This window comes from Sphingomonas sp. BK580, from assembly GCF_014194975.1.
Classification (GTDB): Bacteria; Pseudomonadota; Alphaproteobacteria; order Sphingomonadales; family Sphingomonadaceae; genus Sphingomonas.
In genome coordinates this window covers 62,360-79,697 of sequence record NZ_JACIAY010000002.1, presented here as the reverse complement: position 1 = coordinate 79,697, position 17,338 = coordinate 62,360, and the positions used below count along the sequence as shown (strand labels likewise).

The 17,338-nt window shown below is 71.9% G+C and carries 15 protein-coding genes; 9 read left to right on the top strand and 6 right to left on the bottom strand.

Annotated features, from left to right (window positions below):
* Positions 1-31: 31 nt before the first annotated feature.
* Positions 32-2,185, bottom strand: coding sequence for a glycine--tRNA ligase subunit beta (gene glyS, locus FHY05_RS03585; protein ID WP_183943526.1), 2,154 nt, complete (start codon positions 2,183-2,185; stop codon positions 32-34).
* Positions 2,186-2,190: 5 nt separating this feature from the next.
* Complete coding sequence (locus tag FHY05_RS03580) at positions 2,191-3,030, bottom strand: glycine--tRNA ligase subunit alpha (RefSeq protein ID WP_183943525.1); 840 nt, start codon at positions 3,028-3,030, stop codon at positions 2,191-2,193.
* Positions 3,031-3,302: 272 nt separating this feature from the next.
* Here FHY05_RS03580 and FHY05_RS03575 point away from each other — a divergent pair, with 272 nt between their 5' ends.
* The 5 genes from FHY05_RS03575 to FHY05_RS03555 all read left to right on the top strand — a co-directional run bounded on the left by FHY05_RS03575 (position 3,303) and on the right by FHY05_RS03555 (position 6,832).
* The gene (locus FHY05_RS03575) at positions 3,303-3,665 is read left to right on the top strand and encodes a hypothetical protein (RefSeq protein WP_183943051.1); all 363 of its coding nucleotides are present in this window, start codon (positions 3,303-3,305) and stop codon (positions 3,663-3,665) included.
* A 95-nt stretch (positions 3,666-3,760) separates the two neighbouring features.
* The gene (locus FHY05_RS03570) at positions 3,761-4,651 is read left to right on the top strand and encodes a TraB/GumN family protein (RefSeq protein ID WP_260181175.1); all 891 of its coding nucleotides are present in this window, start codon (positions 3,761-3,763) and stop codon (positions 4,649-4,651) included.
* 104 nt (positions 4,652-4,755) lie between these two features.
* Positions 4,756-5,379, top strand: coding sequence for a 50S ribosomal protein L25/general stress protein Ctc (locus FHY05_RS03565; RefSeq protein WP_183943049.1), 624 nt, complete (start codon positions 4,756-4,758; stop codon positions 5,377-5,379).
* Positions 5,380-5,573: 194 nt separating this feature from the next.
* The gene (pth, locus tag FHY05_RS03560; RefSeq protein ID WP_183943048.1) at positions 5,574-6,143 is read left to right on the top strand and encodes an aminoacyl-tRNA hydrolase; all 570 of its coding nucleotides are present in this window, start codon (positions 5,574-5,576) and stop codon (positions 6,141-6,143) included.
* A gap of 104 nt (positions 6,144-6,247) precedes the next feature.
* Positions 6,248-6,832 (top strand): TIGR02466 family protein, encoded by a 585-nt coding sequence (locus FHY05_RS03555; RefSeq protein WP_183943047.1) that lies wholly within the window; start codon positions 6,248-6,250, stop codon positions 6,830-6,832.
* Here the strand turns inward: FHY05_RS03555 and FHY05_RS03550 are convergent.
* Positions 6,816-7,679, bottom strand: a complete 864-nt coding sequence (locus tag FHY05_RS03550) for an oxidoreductase (RefSeq protein ID WP_183943046.1) — start codon at positions 7,677-7,679, stop codon at positions 6,816-6,818. The genes FHY05_RS03555 and FHY05_RS03550 overlap by 17 nt on opposite strands.
* A 106-nt stretch (positions 7,680-7,785) precedes the next feature.
* Between FHY05_RS03550 and FHY05_RS03545 the strand changes: the two genes are divergently transcribed.
* Together FHY05_RS03545 and FHY05_RS03540 are read left to right on the top strand one after the other, a co-directional pair.
* The gene (locus FHY05_RS03545; protein WP_183943045.1) at positions 7,786-9,462 is read left to right on the top strand and encodes a DEAD/DEAH box helicase; all 1,677 of its coding nucleotides are present in this window, start codon (positions 7,786-7,788) and stop codon (positions 9,460-9,462) included.
* Positions 9,463-9,677: 215 nt separating this feature from the next.
* Complete coding sequence (locus tag FHY05_RS03540) at positions 9,678-10,721, top strand: exo-alpha-sialidase (protein ID WP_183943044.1); 1,044 nt, start codon at positions 9,678-9,680, stop codon at positions 10,719-10,721.
* Between the two features lie 385 nt (positions 10,722-11,106).
* On the opposite strand, the gene FHY05_RS03535 is transcribed toward FHY05_RS03540, so the two are convergent.
* Positions 11,107-12,207 carry a DUF2332 domain-containing protein gene (locus tag FHY05_RS03535; protein ID WP_183943043.1) on the bottom strand — a complete coding sequence of 367 codons (1,101 nt, stop codon included), beginning with the start codon at positions 12,205-12,207 and terminating at the stop codon, positions 11,107-11,109.
* A gap of 58 nt (positions 12,208-12,265) precedes the next feature.
* Between FHY05_RS03535 and hisG the strand changes: the two genes are divergently transcribed.
* Both hisG and hisD read left to right on the top strand, forming a co-directional pair.
* Positions 12,266-12,940 carry an ATP phosphoribosyltransferase gene (hisG, locus tag FHY05_RS03530; RefSeq protein WP_183943042.1) on the top strand — a complete coding sequence of 225 codons (675 nt, stop codon included), beginning with the start codon at positions 12,266-12,268 and terminating at the stop codon, positions 12,938-12,940.
* A complete protein-coding gene (hisD, locus tag FHY05_RS03525) occupies positions 12,937-14,232 on the top strand; it encodes a histidinol dehydrogenase (RefSeq protein WP_183943041.1) in 1,296 nt (431 codons plus the stop codon). Before hisG ends, hisD begins: the two co-directional genes overlap by 4 nt.
* 234 nt (positions 14,233-14,466) lie before the next feature.
* Here hisD and serA read toward each other — a convergent pair whose 3' ends face one another.
* Both serA and FHY05_RS03515 read right to left on the bottom strand, forming a co-directional pair.
* Positions 14,467-16,044 (bottom strand): phosphoglycerate dehydrogenase, encoded by a 1,578-nt coding sequence (serA, locus tag FHY05_RS03520; protein WP_183921006.1) that lies wholly within the window; start codon positions 16,042-16,044, stop codon positions 14,467-14,469.
* 128 nt (positions 16,045-16,172) lie between these two features.
* Positions 16,173-17,327, bottom strand: coding sequence for a phosphoserine transaminase (locus FHY05_RS03515; RefSeq protein ID WP_183943040.1), 1,155 nt, complete (start codon positions 17,325-17,327; stop codon positions 16,173-16,175).
* Between the last annotated feature and the right edge of the window lie 11 nt (positions 17,328-17,338).

Sequence of the window (17,338 nt, the reverse complement as noted above, 5' to 3'; positions counted from 1 at the left end):
TGAGAAAGTTGAGTCGCTGGCGCGGTGCGACTCAACCTTCGATCTTGGCGAAATCGGCGACCGTGTGGACCGCGGCGCGGACGCGCGCGAGCAGCGCCAGCCGCGCTTCGCGCTTGGCCGGATCGGGGTCGTTGACGGTCACGGTGTCAAAGAAGGCGTCGATCGGGGCGCGGAGCGTCGCGAGCGCGGCCATCGCGCCCGCGAAGTCCTCGCGCGCGACCGCGTCGGCGGCGGCGGGCTCGGCCGAGTCGAGCGCGGCGATGAGCGCGGCTTCGTCCTTTTCCGGCGTGTAGGACAGGGATTTGTGCTGCGGCGTCGGCGCGTGCTGCTGCGCGGACACGTGCTCCTGCGCGAACGAGTGCTCCTGCGAACGCAGGAGCCCAGGGCCACCGGGCGCCTCGCCATCCTGGGCTCCTGCGTTCGCAGGAGCACGGTCGGGGATGCCCTCCTTCTTGAGGATATTGGCGGCGCGCTTGTAGCCGGCGAGCAGGTTGGCGCCGTCCTCGGTGCCGACGAACGACTGGAGCGCGCGCACCCGCGCGAGCAGCCGGACGAGATCGTCCTCGCCGCCCAACGCGAACACCGCGTCGATGAGATCATGACGCACGCCCGCCTCGCGCTGTTGCACCTTCAGGCGGTCGGCGAAGAAGTCGAGGACGTCGCGCGACGCGACCTGGCCGAGCGCGAAACGCAGCCCGTTGTCGAGGATCAGCGCGATCACGCCCAGCGCCGAGCGGCGTAGTGCGAACGGGTCCTTGGAGCCGCTCGGGCGCAGGTCGGCGGCGAAGAACTGCGCGATGCTGTCGAGCTTGTCGGCGAGGCTCACCGCCACCGTCACCGGCGCGGTCGGCACGTCGTCGCCCTGCCCGACCGGCTTGTAATGGTCGCGCACCGCCTCGGCGACCGCGGCGGGTTCGCCCTGCGCCGCGGCGTAATAGCCGCCCATCAGCCCCTGCAGCTCGGGGAACTCGCCGACCATGCCGGTGACGAGGTCGGCCTTGGCGAGCCGTGCCGCGCGCTCCGCCATGTCGGCCAGCGTTTTCACATCCTCTCCGATAGCGGGAAGGATCACGCCCTCTTCCACCAGCCAGCGCGCCAGCTTGGCGACGCGCTCCACCTTGTCGGCAACCGTGCCGAGCTTCTCGTGGAACACGATCTTGCCGAGCTTCTCCGCCTGCTGCGCGAGCGGCACCTTGCGATCGGTCTCGTAGAAGAAGCGCGCGTCGCTCAGCCGCGCCGCGAGCACCTTGCGGTTGCCGTCGACGATCCGCGCGCCGCCGTCGCTCGCGGCGATGTTGGCGGTGCACACGAAGGCGTCGGCCAACCGCCCCTCGCGGTCGCGGCAGACGAAATACTTCTGGTTCACGCGCGCGGTGAGCTGGATGACCTCGGGCGGGACGTCGAGGAAGGCGGGGTCGAAGCGGCCGAGCAGCGGCACCGGCCACTCGGTCAGCCCGGCATTCTCCGCCACCAGCCCCTCGTCCTCGACCAGCACCAGCCCGGCCTCGGCCGCCAGCGCGGTGGCGCGGTCGCGGATCAGCGCGGCGCGCTCCTCCTGGTCGACGATGACGTGGCAGGCGCGCAGCTTCTCGACATAGTCCGCCGCCGAGCCGATCGTGATCGCGCCAGGATGATGGAAGCGGTGCCCGAGCGTCGCCGCGCCGCTCTCGACGTCCGCGACGCTGACCGGCACGACCTGTTCGCCGAACAATGCGACGATGCCGTGCAGCGGGCGGACCCAGCGCAGGCTCTCGGTCGAGCGCGACTCCGCGCCCCATCGCATCGACTTGGGCCAGGGGAAGGCGCGGATCACCGCCGCGACCGCCTCGGCGAGCACCTCTACGGTGGCGCGGCCGGGCTTGTCGCTCACCGCGTAGAGCACGCCGTCGCGCTCGGTCAGCTGCTCGCGGCTGAGCCCAGTCTTGCGCAGGAAGCCCTCGAGCGCCTGTGGCGGGGCGGACGCGCGCGGACCCTTGATCTCCTCCGAGACGGCGGCGGTCGCCTCCGGCAGGCCGCGCGCGATCAGCGCGAGCCGGCGCGGCGTGGCATAGGTGACGGTCTCGGTCACAGCGAGCCCGGCGCGCGCGAGCTCGGCGGCGAACAGGCGGGCGAGGTCCTCGCGCGCCTTCGCCTGCATTCGGGCGGGGATCTCCTCCGAGCGGAGTTCGAGCAGGAAGTCGGTCATGTGGTTCACGCCGCCCACCCGTTCTTCTCCATCCACGCCCCGCAGGCGCCCTTCGCCAGGTCACGGACTCGGCCGATATACGCCTGGCGCTCCGCCACCGAGATCACGCCGCGCGCCTGGAGCAGGTTGAACGTGTGGCTCGCCCTGATCGCCTGCTCGTACGCCGGGATCGGCAGCCCGGCCGAGAGGCTGTTCTCGCACTCGGCCGCGGCCTTGCGGAAGGCATCGAACAGCGTCTCGGTGTCGGCCACCTCGAAGTTCCACGCGCTCATCTGGCGCTCGTTCTCGAGGAAGACGTCGCCGTAGCTGACGCCCGCGTCGTTGAAGCGCAGGTCGTAGACGTTGTCGACGTCCTGGATGTACATCGCCAGCCGCTCGAGCCCGTAGGTCAGCTCGCCCGCGACCGGCTTCATGTCGAAGCCGCCCATCTGCTGGAAATAGGTGAACTGGGTCACCTCCATCCCGTCGCACCAGACCTCCCAGCCGAGCCCCCAGGCGCCGAGCGTCGGGCTCTCCCAGTCGTCCTCGACGAAGCGGATGTCGTGGACGCCCATGTCGACCCCGATCGCGGCGAGGCTGCCGAGGTACAGCTCCTGCAGGTCGGGCGGGCTCGGCTTCAGGATCACCTGGTACTGATAGTAATGCTGGAGCCGGTTGGGGTTCTCGCCGTAGCGCCCGTCGGTGGGGCGGCGGCACGGCTGGACGAAGGCGGCGTTCCACGTGTCCGGCCCCAGCGCGCGCAGCGTGGTGGCGGGGTGAAACGTGCCCGCGCCCATCTCCATGTCATAGGGCTGGAGGATCACGCAGCCGCGCTCCGACCAATATTGGTGGAGCCGCAGGATCATCGCCTGGAAGCTGAGCGGGCGGTTGGCGCTGGTGTCGGTCACGTCGGCGCTGTGGCGGAAGCCCGGCGGGGAATCAAGCGAGGGACGCGGGGCAGCGATGGCACCCCCTCCCGCCCGATGCGGCCAAGCCTCTGACAATGGTAGCGCAACAAGATGCCTGCCCGCGTAAGGCGCACGCTGGCTGTGCGCACGACGCGCAAGTCCAGTCGGCCGCGGTTCAGCCAGCCGTTGCTAGCGCTCCCATCACCAGATCAACGAAAGGAGTGATCCTCTTGGCCTATCCCTTTCTCGTCACTGCGATTCTCCTCGGCGCGTCGCCCTCACCGTCGGCCTCCACCGCTTCGACTACCGCCGGACACACCGCGCGCGGGCTACCGGCCTGCCGCCCGCTCGGGCTCGCCCCCGGGGTCGTGCCCGCGACCTCGGTGCTGGCGGCGCGCGCCAACGTGCTCGAGACCGGCATCGCCGCGGCGCGCAAGGCGCGCACGCTGACGCAGCCGCAGGCCGACGCACTGTGGCAGCAGGCCGATCAGGTGCGGCAGCGCGTCGCGGGCAAGGTGCGCCTCCCGGTCGCCACCCGCGCCGAGGCGCGTCGCACGCTCGAGTCGATCGCGACACGGCTCTGCCACCGCTGACGCTCCGCCCGACGTGCGCCGCGCTTGCCGTGCGCGGCGCCCGCGCCGATAGCGCACCCTTTCCTTCGCCGGGACGCCGCCGCATGAACGCTGCCATGAAGACCGCTCTCTCCGCCCTCGCGCTGCTGCTCGCGCTCCCCGCCTGCGCCCAGCAGGCGCCCGCCCCCGCCGCGCCGGCCGACGCCGATCCCGCGCTGTGGGTGGTCAGGGACAAGGACACGACGATCTATCTCTTCGGCACGATCCACGTGCTCAAGCCCGGTCTGTCGTGGTTCGACGAGGGCGTGAAGAAGGCGTTCGACCGCTCGCAGACCCTGGTGCTCGAGATGGTCGAGCCCGACCAGCAGACGGCGCAGCAGATCGTCGCGGCCAAGGCCTTCGCGCCCGCGGGCAGCGCGCTGACGACGCAGCTGCCGCCCAACTATCGCCCCGCCTTCGCCAAGGCGATGAGCGAGGGCGGCGTCACCGCCCAGGCCTATGACAAGATGCGGCCGTGGTTCGCCGCGGTGACGCTGTCGCTGCTGCCGGTGCAGAAGCTCGGCTACCAATCCGCCAACGGCCCCGAGAAGGTACTGACCGAGGCGGCGCGCGCCGCGGGCAAGCAGGTCGTCGGGCTGGAGACGTTCGAGGGCCAGCTCGGCATCTTCGACACGCTGTCGCAGCCGGCGCAGCTGCAGCTGCTGGAGAGCACGCTCGACGAGCTGCCCACCGCCGAGCGCACCTTCGACCGGCTCGTCACCGCCTGGTCGAAGGGCGATCCCGACGGCGTAGCGAGCGAGATGAACGACTCGCTCAAGGACTCCCCCGAGGTCGCCCAGGCGCTGCTGGTCGACCGCAACAAGCGCTGGGCGGCCTGGATCGCCGAGCGGATGAAGCAGCCGGGCACCGTCTTCGTGGCGGTCGGCGCCGGGCACCTCGCCGGCGCGCAGAGCGTGCAGGCGCAGCTCGGCGCGTACCGGCTCAGGGCGGTGCGGGTGAACTACTGATTGCGTTCCGGGCGCGTCGCGGCTAAGCGCGCGCACTTCCGTCATGGTCATCCCTGGAGGCGTGGCGGAAGCATATCAGTCATTCCACGTTTCGGAGCACCAACATGAGCGATACCATCACGCTCGCGGCCGAGACGCGTGACCGGGTTGGCAAGGGAGCCTCCCGCTCGCTGCGTCGCGAAGGCCGCGTCCCCGCCGTGATCTACGGCCAGAACCAGGCGCCGTCGGCGATCCACCTCGAGGAGAAGGCGCTGGTCAAGGCATTGATGACCGGCCACTTCATGAACTCGGTGATCATGGTCGACGGGCAGCGCACGCTGGCCAAGGACGTCGCCTTCCACCCGGTGACCGACCGCCCGACCCACGTCGACTTCCTCCGCATCGCCGCCGACGCGACCGTCACCGTCGCGGTGCCGGTGGTGTTCGCCGACGAGGAAGAGTCGCCCGGCCTGAAGAAGGGCGGCGTGCTCAACGTCGTGCGCCACGAGCTCGAGCTGGTGGTCGACGCCAGCAACATCCCGACCGAGATCACCGTCTCGGTCGCGGGCAAGGACGTGGGCGACACGATCCACATCAGCGAGGTGACGCTGCCGCAGGGCGCGCACCCGGCGATCGAGGACCGCGACTTCACCGTCGCGACGCTGGTCGCGCCGTCGGCGCTGAAGTCCGAGGGCGCCGCCGACGAGGCGGAGGACGCCGCGGCGACCGAGGGCTCGGGCGAGGCCTGATCGGCGCGCTCGCTGTGAGCCGTACGGGGGCAGGGTGGCGGCGACGCTCCCCTGCCCTTCGCCTTTATGGGGCGACCGCGCCCATCCCTTCTCCGTCATGCCGGGGATCAAGGCCGGGATGACGGCAAGGCCGACGTGACGGAAGGGTGAGGCGCGGCCGGTCGCTGCGCTCGCCCCATCAGGAGACCGAGATCGTGCAACTCTGGGTCGGGCTCGGCAATCCGGGCGCGCAATATGCGATGCACCGGCACAATGTCGGCTTCATGGCGGTCGACTCGATCGCCGAGGTTCACGGCTTCGCCGCGCCGGCCAAGAAGTTCCAGGGCTGGCTCCAGGAGGGGCGCGTCGATGGCGTGAAGGTGCTGCTGCTCAAGCCGGCCACCTTCATGAACGACAGCGGCCGCTCGGTAGGCGAGGCACTGCGCTTCTACAAGCTCGGCGTCGAGGCGCTCACCGTCTTCCACGACGAGCTCGATCTCGCGCCGATGAAGGTGAAGGTGAAACAGGGCGGCGGCACCGCGGGGCACAACGGGCTGCGCTCGATCGACCAGCACCTCGGGCCGGATTTCCGCCGCGTGCGGATCGGCATCGGGCATCCGGGGCACAAGGACCGGGTGACCGGCCACGTGCTCGGCAATTACGCCAAGAGCGAGATCGACCCGCTCAGCGACCTGCTCGGCGCGGTCGCGGGCGAGGCGGGCTGGCTCGCCAAGGGCGACGACGTGCGATTCATGAACGACGTGGCGCTGCGGCTGGGGGCGTAGGCGGACGTCGCGAGCGAGTATCAAATCCTTCCCGCTTCTCGGGGAGGATCTGTCCCCGTCGGTCGCCCTTGGCCAAGCCCCATACCCATCACGAAAGCCCTACTATGCCGACCCGCCAGCTCTTCCCGACCCACTTCTACGAAGCCCGGCTCGACCAGCCCGCGCTGCTCGCCGAGCTGGCCGACTCCTGCCGCGCGCTCGCCACCGAGGACCTCGCCGGCAAGCGCTGGTCCAAGGCGCACAATTACCGCGGCTATACCAGCTACGCCTCGCTCGACGACCTGCCGCAGCGGGATCCCGCCTTCGCCGACCTCAAGCGCCTGCTCGACCGCCACGTCGCGACGTTCGCCGCCGAGGCCGGCCTCGATCTCGGCGGGCGCAGGCTCAGGCTCGACAGCCTGTGGGTCAACGTCATGAAGCCCGGCGGCACCCACTCGGGTCACCTCCACCCGCACAGCGCGGTGTCGGGCACCTTCTACGTCGCGGTGCCGCCCGGTTCGGGCGCGCTCAAGCTGGAGGACCCGCGGCTGGCGATGCTGATGGCGGCGCCGCCGCGCGACGGCACCTTCGTCTACGCCGAGCCCGCGCCGGGCACGCTCTTCCTGTGGGAGAGCTGGCTGCGCCACGAGGTGATGCCCAGCACCGCCAAGGAAGAACGCGTCTCCGTCAGCTTCAACTACCGCTGGTAACGTCGGCCGGGAAGTCGGCGCCGAGCGCGGCGTCGCGCTGCGCCTCGATCTCCGCGACGCGCGCGTGCAGCCGCTCGGTCACGGCGTCATAGCCCCACTTCCCGAGCACCAGATGGCGCGGCGGGGTGTCGCGCTCGACCGCCGCGATCATCGCTTCCGCCGCGCGGACCGGGTCGCCCGGCTGGTTGCCCGAGACAATCTTGGTCGACTCCATCCGCGCCTTGGCGGTCTCGGCGTAATCGGCGATCGTGCTCGGCGTCTGCCGCAGCGAGCGCCCCGCCCAGTCGGTGCGGAACGGCCCCGGCTCGACGCAGGTGACGGCGATGCCGAGCGGCGCCACCTCGGCGGCGAGCGAGTCGGAGAAGCCCTCCACGGCGTGCTTGGAGGCGGCGTAATAGCCCGAGGACGGGAAACCGACGAGGCCGGCGACCGAGGTGATGTTGACGATCGCGCCGGCGCGGCGCTCGCGCATGCCCGGCAGCACCGCGCGGGTGAGCGCGAACAGACCGAAGACGTTGGCGTCGAACTGCGCGCGGATCTCGCGATCGTCGCCCTCCTCGATGCTCGACTGATAGCCGTAGCCCGCGTTGTTGACGAGCACGTCGATCCGGCCGAAGTGCGCGGTCGCGGCCGCCACGGCGGCATCGATCTGCGCCTGGTCGACGACGTCGAGCGACAGCGCCAGCGCGCTGTCCCCGTATCGGTCGACCAGATCGGCGACCCGGCCCGAGTCGCGCGCGGTGACGACCGCGCGCCAGCCCCGCTCCAGCACCAGCCGCGCGAGCTCGCGCCCGAAGCCGGTCGAGCAGCCGGTGATGAACCAGGCGGGGTCGTTGACGAGCGCCATATCGCGTCTATCCTACCGTGATCAGGGGAAAAGCGCCGAACGTCCCGCGCCATCGCGCCGTTCCCACTGGCAATTTTCCGCCATCGCGCCCATGTGCGCAGTCCTCATGGACTTTCCGAATCTTCCTGCCGCGCTGGGCAGCGCGCTCGCCGCGCGTGGCTATGCCGCGCTCACTCCCGTCCAGTCCGAGGTGACGGCCGAAGCCGCGCACGGCCGCGACCTGCTCGTCTCCGCGCAGACCGGCTCGGGCAAGACCGTCGCCTTCGGGCTCGCCATGGCCGAGCAGCTGCTGAGCGAGGACGGCGCGCTGCCGCCGGCCGCGGCGCCGCTGGCCCTGGCGATCGCGCCGACGCGCGAGCTCGCGCTCCAGGTCGCCAAGGAGCTGGCGTGGCTCTACGCCGACGCGCGCATCGCCACCTGCGTCGGCGGCATGGACGCCAGCCGCGAGCGGCGCGCGCTCAACCACGGCGCGCACATCGTCGTCGGCACGCCGGGCCGCCTGCGCGACCACGCCGAGCGCGGCGCGCTCAAGCTCGGCCAGCTCCGCGTCGCGATCCTCGACGAGGCCGACGAGATGCTCGACATGGGCTTCCGCGACGACCTCGAGGCGCTGCTCGACCAGACCCCGACCGAGCGCCGCACCCTGCTCTTCTCGGCGACGCTGCCGCGCCCGATCGTCCAGCTCGCCAAGACCTACCAGCGCGACGCGCTGCGCATCTCCACCGTCAGCGAGCAGCGCGGCCACGGCGACATCGCCTATCGCGCCGTCACCGTCTCGCCCGCGGACATCGAGCACGCGGTGATCAACCTGCTGCGCTTCTACGAGGCGGAGACCGCGATGTTGTTCTGTGCCACGCGCGACAACGTCCGCCACCTCCACGCCGGGCTGGTCGAGCGCGGTTTCGCCGCGGTGGCGCTGTCGGGCGAGCATTCGCAGAACGAGCGCAACCAGGCGCTCCAGGCGCTGCGCGACCGTCGCGCGCGCGTCTGCGTGGCGACCGACGTGGCCGCGCGCGGGATCGACCTGCCGACGCTCAGCCTCGTCATCCACGTCGAGATGCCGCGCGACGCCGAGGTGCTGCAGCACCGCTCGGGCCGCACCGGGCGCGCGGGCAAGAAGGGCACCGCGGTGCTGATCGTGCCCTATCCGCGGCGCCGTCGCGTCGAGATGATGCTGCGCGGCGCGCGCATCGCGACCGAATGGGGCGAGGTGCCGAGCGCGGAGGAGATCCGCGCCAAGGACCGCGAACGCCTGCTCGAGACCTTGCTCGCGCCGGTCGAGGTCGACGACGACGACCGCGCGCTCGCCGCCGAGCTGCTGGCGCAGCGCTCGCCCGAGGACATCGCCGCCGCGCTGGTGGCGGCGCAGCGCGCGGCGCTGCCCGCGCCCGAGGAGCTGACCGGCCAGGCGCCGAGCGAGAGCGCGCAGAAGGGTCATCGCGACGGCTTCGACGACGTGGTGTGGTTCCGCATGAACATCGGCCGGCGCCAGAACGCCGACCCGCGCTGGGTGCTGCCGCTGCTGTGCCGCCGCGGTCACGTGACCAAGAGCGAGATCGGCGCGATCCGGATCGGGCCGATGGAGACCCAGTTCCAGGTGCCGCGCGCGCTGGCGGGACGTTTCGCCGCGGCGGTGCGCGCGTCCGCCAACAGCGACGGCGAGGACGAGAACGGCGTCCGCATCGAACAGATGGAAGGCGCCGCGCCGCCGCGCGCCGCGCGCGTGCCGCAGCGGCGCCCGGGTGGCGCCGCGTCGGGGCCGCGTGGGCCGCGGCGGCGGTGAGAGGGTAAGGGCGCGCGGGGAGGCGCAGGAGCGCTTCGCGTGCAGTGTTCCCCGGCGCAGGCCGGGGCCCAGTTGCGACAACTCTCGTAAGATCCACTGCCGTTCCCCAACTGGGCTCCGGCCTGTGCCGGGGAGCAATAGTGGACGCGCAGGTTCGGCATGACGCCGTCGTCCTCGCCGCCTACACCCGGCATCTCCCTCACCGAGGCGACGCCATGACTCTTCCCCGCGCGCTCGCGCTCGCGCTCGTCACCGCGCCCACGCTCGCCGCGACCGCCCCCTCCGCGATCGTCGCCAGCGAGTTCGTCGACCCCACCCCGTCCTACCCGCAGGCGCATGCCTCCACGATCGTCCAGCTCGCCGACGGCGCGCTCGCCGCGGCGTGGTTCGGCGGCAGCGGCGAGGGGCGCGGCGACGTCCGCGTCTGGTTCGCGCGCCGCACCGCCGCGGGCTGGGACAAAGCGCGCGCGGTCGCCGCGGGCGACGGTCAGCCGACGTGGAATCCGGTGCTGTTCCAGCCCGCGGGTGCTCCGCTCCAGCTCTTCTACAAGGTCGGGCCGAACCCGCGTGACTGGTGGGGCATGGTGATCGAGTCGCGCGACGGCGGGCGCCACTGGGGCGCGCCGCGCCGGCTGCCCGCCGGCGTGCTCGGCCCGATCAAGAACAAGCCGATCGTGGCACCCGACGGCGCGTGGCTCGCGCCGTCGAGCCGCGAGGTCGGCAGCCCCGCGCACAACCGCTGGTACGCGCTGGTCGAGCGCTCCACCGACCGCGGGCGGACGTGGCACGCGCTGCCCGCGATCGCCTCACCGCGCGGGCTAGAGGCGATCCAGCCGAGCCTGATGACGCTGCGCGACGGGCGGCTGCTGGCGGTGGCACGCACGCGGCAGGGCGTGCTCGCGCAGAGCTGGTCACGCGACGCGGGGCGGCACTGGTCGCCACTGACCGCGCTCGCGCTACCTAATCCCAACGCAGGGACCGACGCGGTGACGCTGGCCGACGGGCGCCAGCTGCTGGTCTACAACGACAGCACCAACCGACCCGGCAGCGATACCGGCCCGCGCTGGCCGCTCGCGGTGGCGCTGTCCGACGACGGGGTGCGCTGGCGCAAGGTGCTGACGCTGGAGCGTGAGCCCCGGCCGGACGGCTATGCCTATCCGGCGGTGATCCAGGCGCGCGACGGGCTGGTGCACGTGACCTACACGTGGAACCGCGTGCGCATCCGCCACGTCGCGATCGACGCGCGACGGCTGCGGTAGCGTCTGATCCACCTCATCTATGCCGCCAGCGTGCTCCGGCGAACGCCGGAGCCCAGAGCCACCAACACGGCCGCCTGCCGTTCTGGGCTCCCGCGTGCGCGGGAGCACGGTTCGGCTTGCGTGGAACGGACTCCAGGGCGAGTTGGCTGAGTCTCGCCAGCCGACGACTCCCCGCGGAAAAGGCGCCGCATCTCGAACGCGGCCGCCCTTCACCAACGTCATCCCGGGCTCGACCCGGGATCCATCGTCCCGCGTACACCCACGCCGATGATCTCGCCGAAGCATGGATCCCGGCTCAAGGCCGGGATGACGGTAAAAGGTTGCGGATCAAGTTCGCTGGTCGATCATGGGAATCAAGGGCGCCCGACTGACCAAGGACCTCCGCTCACCGCGGCTCGCTCAGCGCCGCGTCGGGCAGCGTGATCCCCGGCCCCTCCTCCGCCGGCGCGCCCGGCGCGACCCACGCCGCATGCGCGTGCGCGCTCGCCACCGTCTCCCACCCGCGATCGTCCGGCCAGGTGCGCACGCGCACCAGCTGGCGTGCGCTCGCGCGGTCCGGCTCCATCATCACCCAGGCGAGCGGACGCTCAGGGGTCGCGCGCGCGCCCGCCGCGGCCATCGCCGCGCGGACGCGGTCGGCGCTCTCGGCGGGCAGATATTGCCACACCACCGAGTGGAGCAGCACGCGGGTCAAGCCCGCCGTCTGCGGCTCGGCCAGTCGTGCCTCGAGCCAGTCGGCGGCGTCGGCGCGGTCGAGCGCGACGCCGTGCGCGCGCACCATCGTCACCGCCGTGCGCAGCCGCTCGAGCCGCTCGGGCGCCTCCGGCCACACGTAGGATTCGAGCCGCCGCGCCTGCGCCGGGTCGCGCGCGTCGAGCGGGGCGACGTCGCAGCCGCGGGTCGCGACGATGTCGAGCGCCACCTTCGCTGGCGGCTCGCCGCGCCACGCGGGACGGAGCGTCAGCGGCGCGTCGGCGGGGCCGACCAACGTCCCGCCAAGATCGAAACGATAGCGGTCGATCAGCAGGTTGAGCCCGGCGCTCGCACCGATCTCCAGCGTCTCCAGCCGCGGCCCGAGCCGCCGCGCCACCGCGATCAGCCCGACCATCAGCGCCGCCGCGCGCCCGGGCTCGTTGGTCTGCGGCGGCCCGTCGAGATACGGCAGCAGCCGCGCGGCGTGGCGCTCCAGCGTCGCGGCGAGCACCGCGGCGATCGCGTCGGGGGCGATCACCGCGCCGGCGAAGACCGCCGCCAGCGCGTCGTCGGCACCGTCGAGCACCAGCGCGTGCAGCCCGCCGATCAGCCGGAGCGGCAGCGCGTCGCGCGTGGGCTCGCCCGGCCAGTCGAGCACGCGCCGCGCCACCTCACCGTCGCGCGCGAGCCGGTCGGCGATCACCTCGCACAGCCGCGCGTAGATCGGCGCGTCCATGCGCGCGCAGTAGAAGGCCTGGATCCGGAACGCCTCGCGCACCGCGGCTTCGCTCATCGTCGCTTCCTCCTGCCTGCCCGTTGCTCCCGCGCGGGTGCCGCCGTAAAGCCCCGCCATGTCTCAGCCGTCCGCTCCCGAGCCGATCGTCATCGCGGTGCCCAAGGGCCGCATCCTCGGCGAGGCGCTGCCGCTGCTCGCCGCCGCCGGGATCGTGCCCGAGCCCGCCTTCGGCGACGAGAGCAGCCGCGCGCTGCGCTTCCGCACCGCCGATCCGAGCATAGAGCTGATCCGCGTCCGCGCCTTCGACGTCGCCACCTTCGTCGCGCATGGCGCCGCGCAGCTCGGCATCGTCGGCTCGGACGTGCTCGCCGAGTTCGACTATCCCGAGCTGTACGCGCCGGTCGACCTCGACATCGGCCACTGCCGCCTCTCGGTCGCCGAGCCGGCCGAGCTGGCCGCGCGCGACGACCCGCGCGGCTGGAGCCACGTCCGCGTCGCGACCAAATACCCCCACGTCACCGCGCAGCATTTCGCCCGCCGCGGCGTCCAGGCCGAGTGTATCAAGCTCAACGGCGCGATGGAGCTCGCGCCGACGCTCGGGCTCGCGGCGCGGATCGTCGACCTCGTCTCCTCGGGGCGGACGCTCAAGGAGAACGGCCTTGTCGAGGTCGAGCCGATCATGGCGGTGTCGGCACGGCTGGTGGTGAACCGCGCCGCGATGAAGACGCGCGCGCACGTCTTCCCGCTGGTGGAGGCGTTCCGCGCCGCGGTGGGGAAGAAAGCGGCATGATCCGGCTCGACACACGCGACGGCGACTTCGCCGCGCGCTTCGACGCGCTGGTCGACGCGCGCCGCGAGACGGCGGTGGACGTCGCGCGCGACGTCGCCACGATCGTCCGCAGCGTGCGCGACGGGGGCGACGCCGCGCTCCACGCCTTCACGCAGAAGCTCGACCGCCACGATCTCGACCAGACCGGCTGGCGCGTCGACCGCGCCGCCTGCGCCGCGGCGTTCGAGGCACTGGAGCCCGAGCTGCGCGCCGCGCTCGAACTCGCCGCCGCGCGCATCCGCGCCTATCACGAGAGGCAGCGGCCGACCGACACCGACTTCACCGACGCCGCGGGCGTGCGGCTCGGCGCGCGCTGGCGCGCGGTCGACGCCGCGGGGGTGTACGTGCCGGGCGGTCGCGCGGCTTACCCCTCGACGCTGCTGATGAACGCGATCCCCGCCAAGGTGGCGGGCGTGGAGCGGCTGGTGGTGGTGACACCCACCCCCGACGGGGCGATCAACCCGCTGGTGCTCGCCGCGGCGCATCTCGCCGGCGCGGACGAGGTGTGGCGCGTCGGCGGCGCGCAGGCGATCGCCGCGCTCGCCTATGGCACCGAGCGGATCGCGCGGGTCGACGTCGTCACCGGGCCGGGCAACGCCTGGGTCGCCGAGGCCAAGCGCCAGGTCTATGGCGTCGTCGGCATCGACATGGTGGCGGGGCCGAGCGAGATCGTCGTCGTCGCCGACGGCGCCAACGACCCCGAGTGGATCGCGGCCGATCTGCTCAGCCAGGCCGAGCACGACACCACCACCCAGTCGATCCTGTTCACCGACGACGGCGTCCTCGCCGAGCGCGTCGCGCAGGCGGTCGAGCGCCAGCTCGGCGCGCTGCCGACCGAGGCGGTGGCGCGCGTCGCCTGGGAGGACAATGGCGCGATCGTGGTCGTGCCGACGCTGGCCGAGGCGATGCCGCTGGTCGACCGGCTCGCGCCCGAGCACGTCGAGCTCGCCTGCGACGACCCGCGCGCCCTGTTCGACCTGCTGCGCCACGCCGGCTCGGCCTTCCTCGGGCGGCACACGCCCGAGGCGATCGGCGACTATGTCGCGGGGCCGAACCACGTGCTGCCGACGGGGCGCCGCGCGCGCTTCGCCAGCGGGCTGGGCGTGACCGACTTCATGAAGCGCACCAGCTTCCTCCAGCTCGACGAGAGCGCGCTCAACGAGTTGGGGCCGGCGACGATCGCGCTGGCGCGCGCGGAGGGGCTGCCGGCGCACGCGCAGTCGGTGGCGCTGCGAATCCGGACGAACCGGTGAGATGCTCCTGCCCGCGTTCGGGAAGAGGGTGCCGGCTGAGTAAGACGAGTCGGCCGAGTGAGACGATCCGTTCCGGTACGGGGGTGGGACCATGCGCAGCATGGTGGAGGGGAAGTTCCGCAGGCGCTGCGCTGCGGGAAGAACCCCTCCACCACTCGCCTTCGGCGAGCGTTCCCCTCCCCGTGCCGGGGAGGATCTACGCGCTATCAGGACCCGTGCGCCCTCACCTCCCGCTCAGAACGCCAGCCCCATCGCGGTCTTCACGCCCGGCAGCGCCTTGACGCGCGCGAGCAGCTCGGCGTCGACCGGCTGGTCGACCGAGAGCAGCAGCACCGCCTCGCCACCCGCCTGGCGCCGCCCGAGATGGAAGGTGCCGATGTTGACGCCCGCCTCGCCCAGCAGCGTACCGATGCGGCCGATGAAGCCCGGCGCGTCCTCGTTGACGACGTAGAGCATCGCGCCGGTGAGATCGGCCTCGACCTTGATCCCGAACAGCTCGACGAGGCGCGGCGCCGAGTCACCAAACAGCGTCCCCGCCACCGAGCGCTCGCCGTCGGCGGTGCGCACCGCGACGCGCAGCAGCGTGTGATAGTCGCCCTCGCGCTCGGTGCGGATCTCGCGCACCTCCATGCCGCGGTCGCGCGCCAGCACCGGCGCGTTGACCATGTTCACCGTGTCGGTCTGCTGGCGCAGGAAGCCGGTGAGCACCGCGCTGGTGAGCGGCTTGGGGTTGAGGTCCGCCGCCGCGCCCTCGCGGTGGATCGAGACGCGGTCGATGGCGCCCGTCGCGAGCTGGCCGACGAGCGAGCCGAGCTTCTCCGCCAGCCCCATGTACGGGCGCAGCTTGGGCGCCTCCTCGGCGGAGAGGCTCGGCACGTTGAGCGCGTTGGTGACGCCGCCCGAGACGAGATAGTCCGCCATCTGCTCGGCCACCTGGATCGCGACGTTGACCTGCGCCTCCGTCGTCGACGCGCCGAGGTGCGGGGTCGAGACGAAATTGGGCGTGCCGAAGAGCGGGCTGTCTTTGGCGGGCTCGGTCACGAACACGTCGAGCGCGGCGCCGGCGATATGGCCTGAGTCGAGCCCCGCCTTGAGCGCCGCCTCGTCGATCAGGCCGCCGCGCGCGCAGTTGACGATGCGCACGCCCTTCTTGGTCTTGGCGAGGTTCTCGGCCGAGAGGATGTTGCGCGTCTGGTCGGTCAGCGGCGTGTGCAGCGTGATGAAGTCGGCGCGCGCGAGCAGCTCGTCGAGCGTCACCTTGGTCACGCCCAGCTCGACCGCGCGCTCCTCGGTGAGGAACGGGTCGAAGGCGACCACCTTCATCTTCAGCCCGAGCGCGCGGTCGGCGACGATCGACCCGATGTTGCCCGCGCCGATCAGCCCCAGCGTCTTGCCGGTGACCTCGACGCCCATGAAGCGGTTCTTCTCCCACTTGCCCGCCTGGGTCGAGGCGTCGGCCTCGGGCAGCTGGCGCGCGAGCGCGAACATCAGCGCGATGGCGTGCTCGGCGGTGGTGATCGAGTTGCCGAAGGGCGTGTTCATCACCACCACGCCCTTGGCAGAGGCGGCGGGAATGTCGACGTTGTCGACGCCGATGCCGGCGCGGCCGACCACCTTGAGGTTGGTGGCGTGCTCGAGGATGTCCTTGGTGACCTTGGTCGAGCTGCGAATCGCGAGCCCGTCATACTGGCCGATGATCGCCTTGAGCTCGTCCGGGGTCTTGCCGGTGATCTCGTCCACCTCGACGCCGCGCTCGCGGAAGATCTCGGCGGCGCGCGGGTCCATCTTATCGGAAATGAGTACCTTGGGCATTGCAGTGCCTTTCGATTTCGGCCGTCATCCCCGCGGAGGCGGGGATCCAGAGCCGCTGACGATGCGACTCACTCGACGACCTGCGTGTCTGGATCCCCGCCTACGCGGGGATGACGGATGGGGGTGAGTTAGGCGGCCGCCTTGGCGGTGGCGTAGGCCCAGTCGAGCCACGGACCGAGCGCCTCGATGTCGGCGGTGTCGACGGTCGCGCCGCACCAGATGCGCAGCCCCGGGGGCGCGTCGCGATAGCCGCCGATGTCATAGGCGGCGTGCTCCGCCTCGAGCAGCGACACCATCTTCTTGATGACGGCCTCGTCGGCGTCGACCGTGAGGCAGACGCTGGTCTTCGACCGCGACGCCGGGTCGGCGGCGAGATGCCCGAGCCAGTCGCGCTCGGCGACGATCGCGTTGAGCGCGGCGGCGTTGGCGTCGGAGCGCGCGATCAGCCCGCCCTGCCCCAGCGACTTGGCCCATTCGAGCGACCAGATCGCGTCCTCCACCGCCAGCATCGACGGCGTGTTGATCGTCTCGCCCTTGAACACGCCCTCGGTGAGCTTGCCCTTGGAGACGAGGCGAAAGACCTTCGGCAGCGGCCAGGCCGGGGTGTAGCTCTCCAGCCGCTCGACCGCGCGCGGGCCGAGGATCAGCACGCCGTGCGCGCCCTCGCCGCCCAGCACCTTCTGCCAGGAGAAAGTGGCGACGTCGATCTTGTCCCACGGCAGGTCGTAGGCGAACACGCCACTGGTGGCGTCGGCGAAGCTCAGGCCCTCGCGGTCGGCGGGGATCCACTCGCCGTCGGGCACGCGCACGCCGCTGGTGGTGCCGTTCCAGGTGAACAGCACGTCGTGGCTCCAGTCGACCTGCGCGAGGTCGGGCAGCTGGCCGTAGTCGGCGCGGATCACAGTGGGATCGATCTTGAGCTGCTTGACCGCGTCGGTCACCCAGCCCTCGCCGAAGCTCTCCCAGGCGAGCGCGGTGACCGGGCGCGCGCCCAGCATCGTCCACATCGCCATCTCGTAAGCGCCGGTGTCGGAGCCGGGGACGATGCCGATCCGGTGCGTGTCGGGCAGGTTCAGCAGCTCGCGCATCAGGTCGATGCCATATTGCAGCCGCTGCTTGCCCAGCTTCGAGCGGTGCGAGCGGCCGAGCACGTCGGTGGCGAGCTTGGCGGGATCGTAGCCGGGTGGCTTGGCGCACGGGCCGGACGAGAAATGCGGGCGCGCCGGCCGGGTGGCGGGCTTCGCGGGCGCGAGGGTGGCGTCGGCGGCGGTCGTATCAGTCATGTCTGACTCTC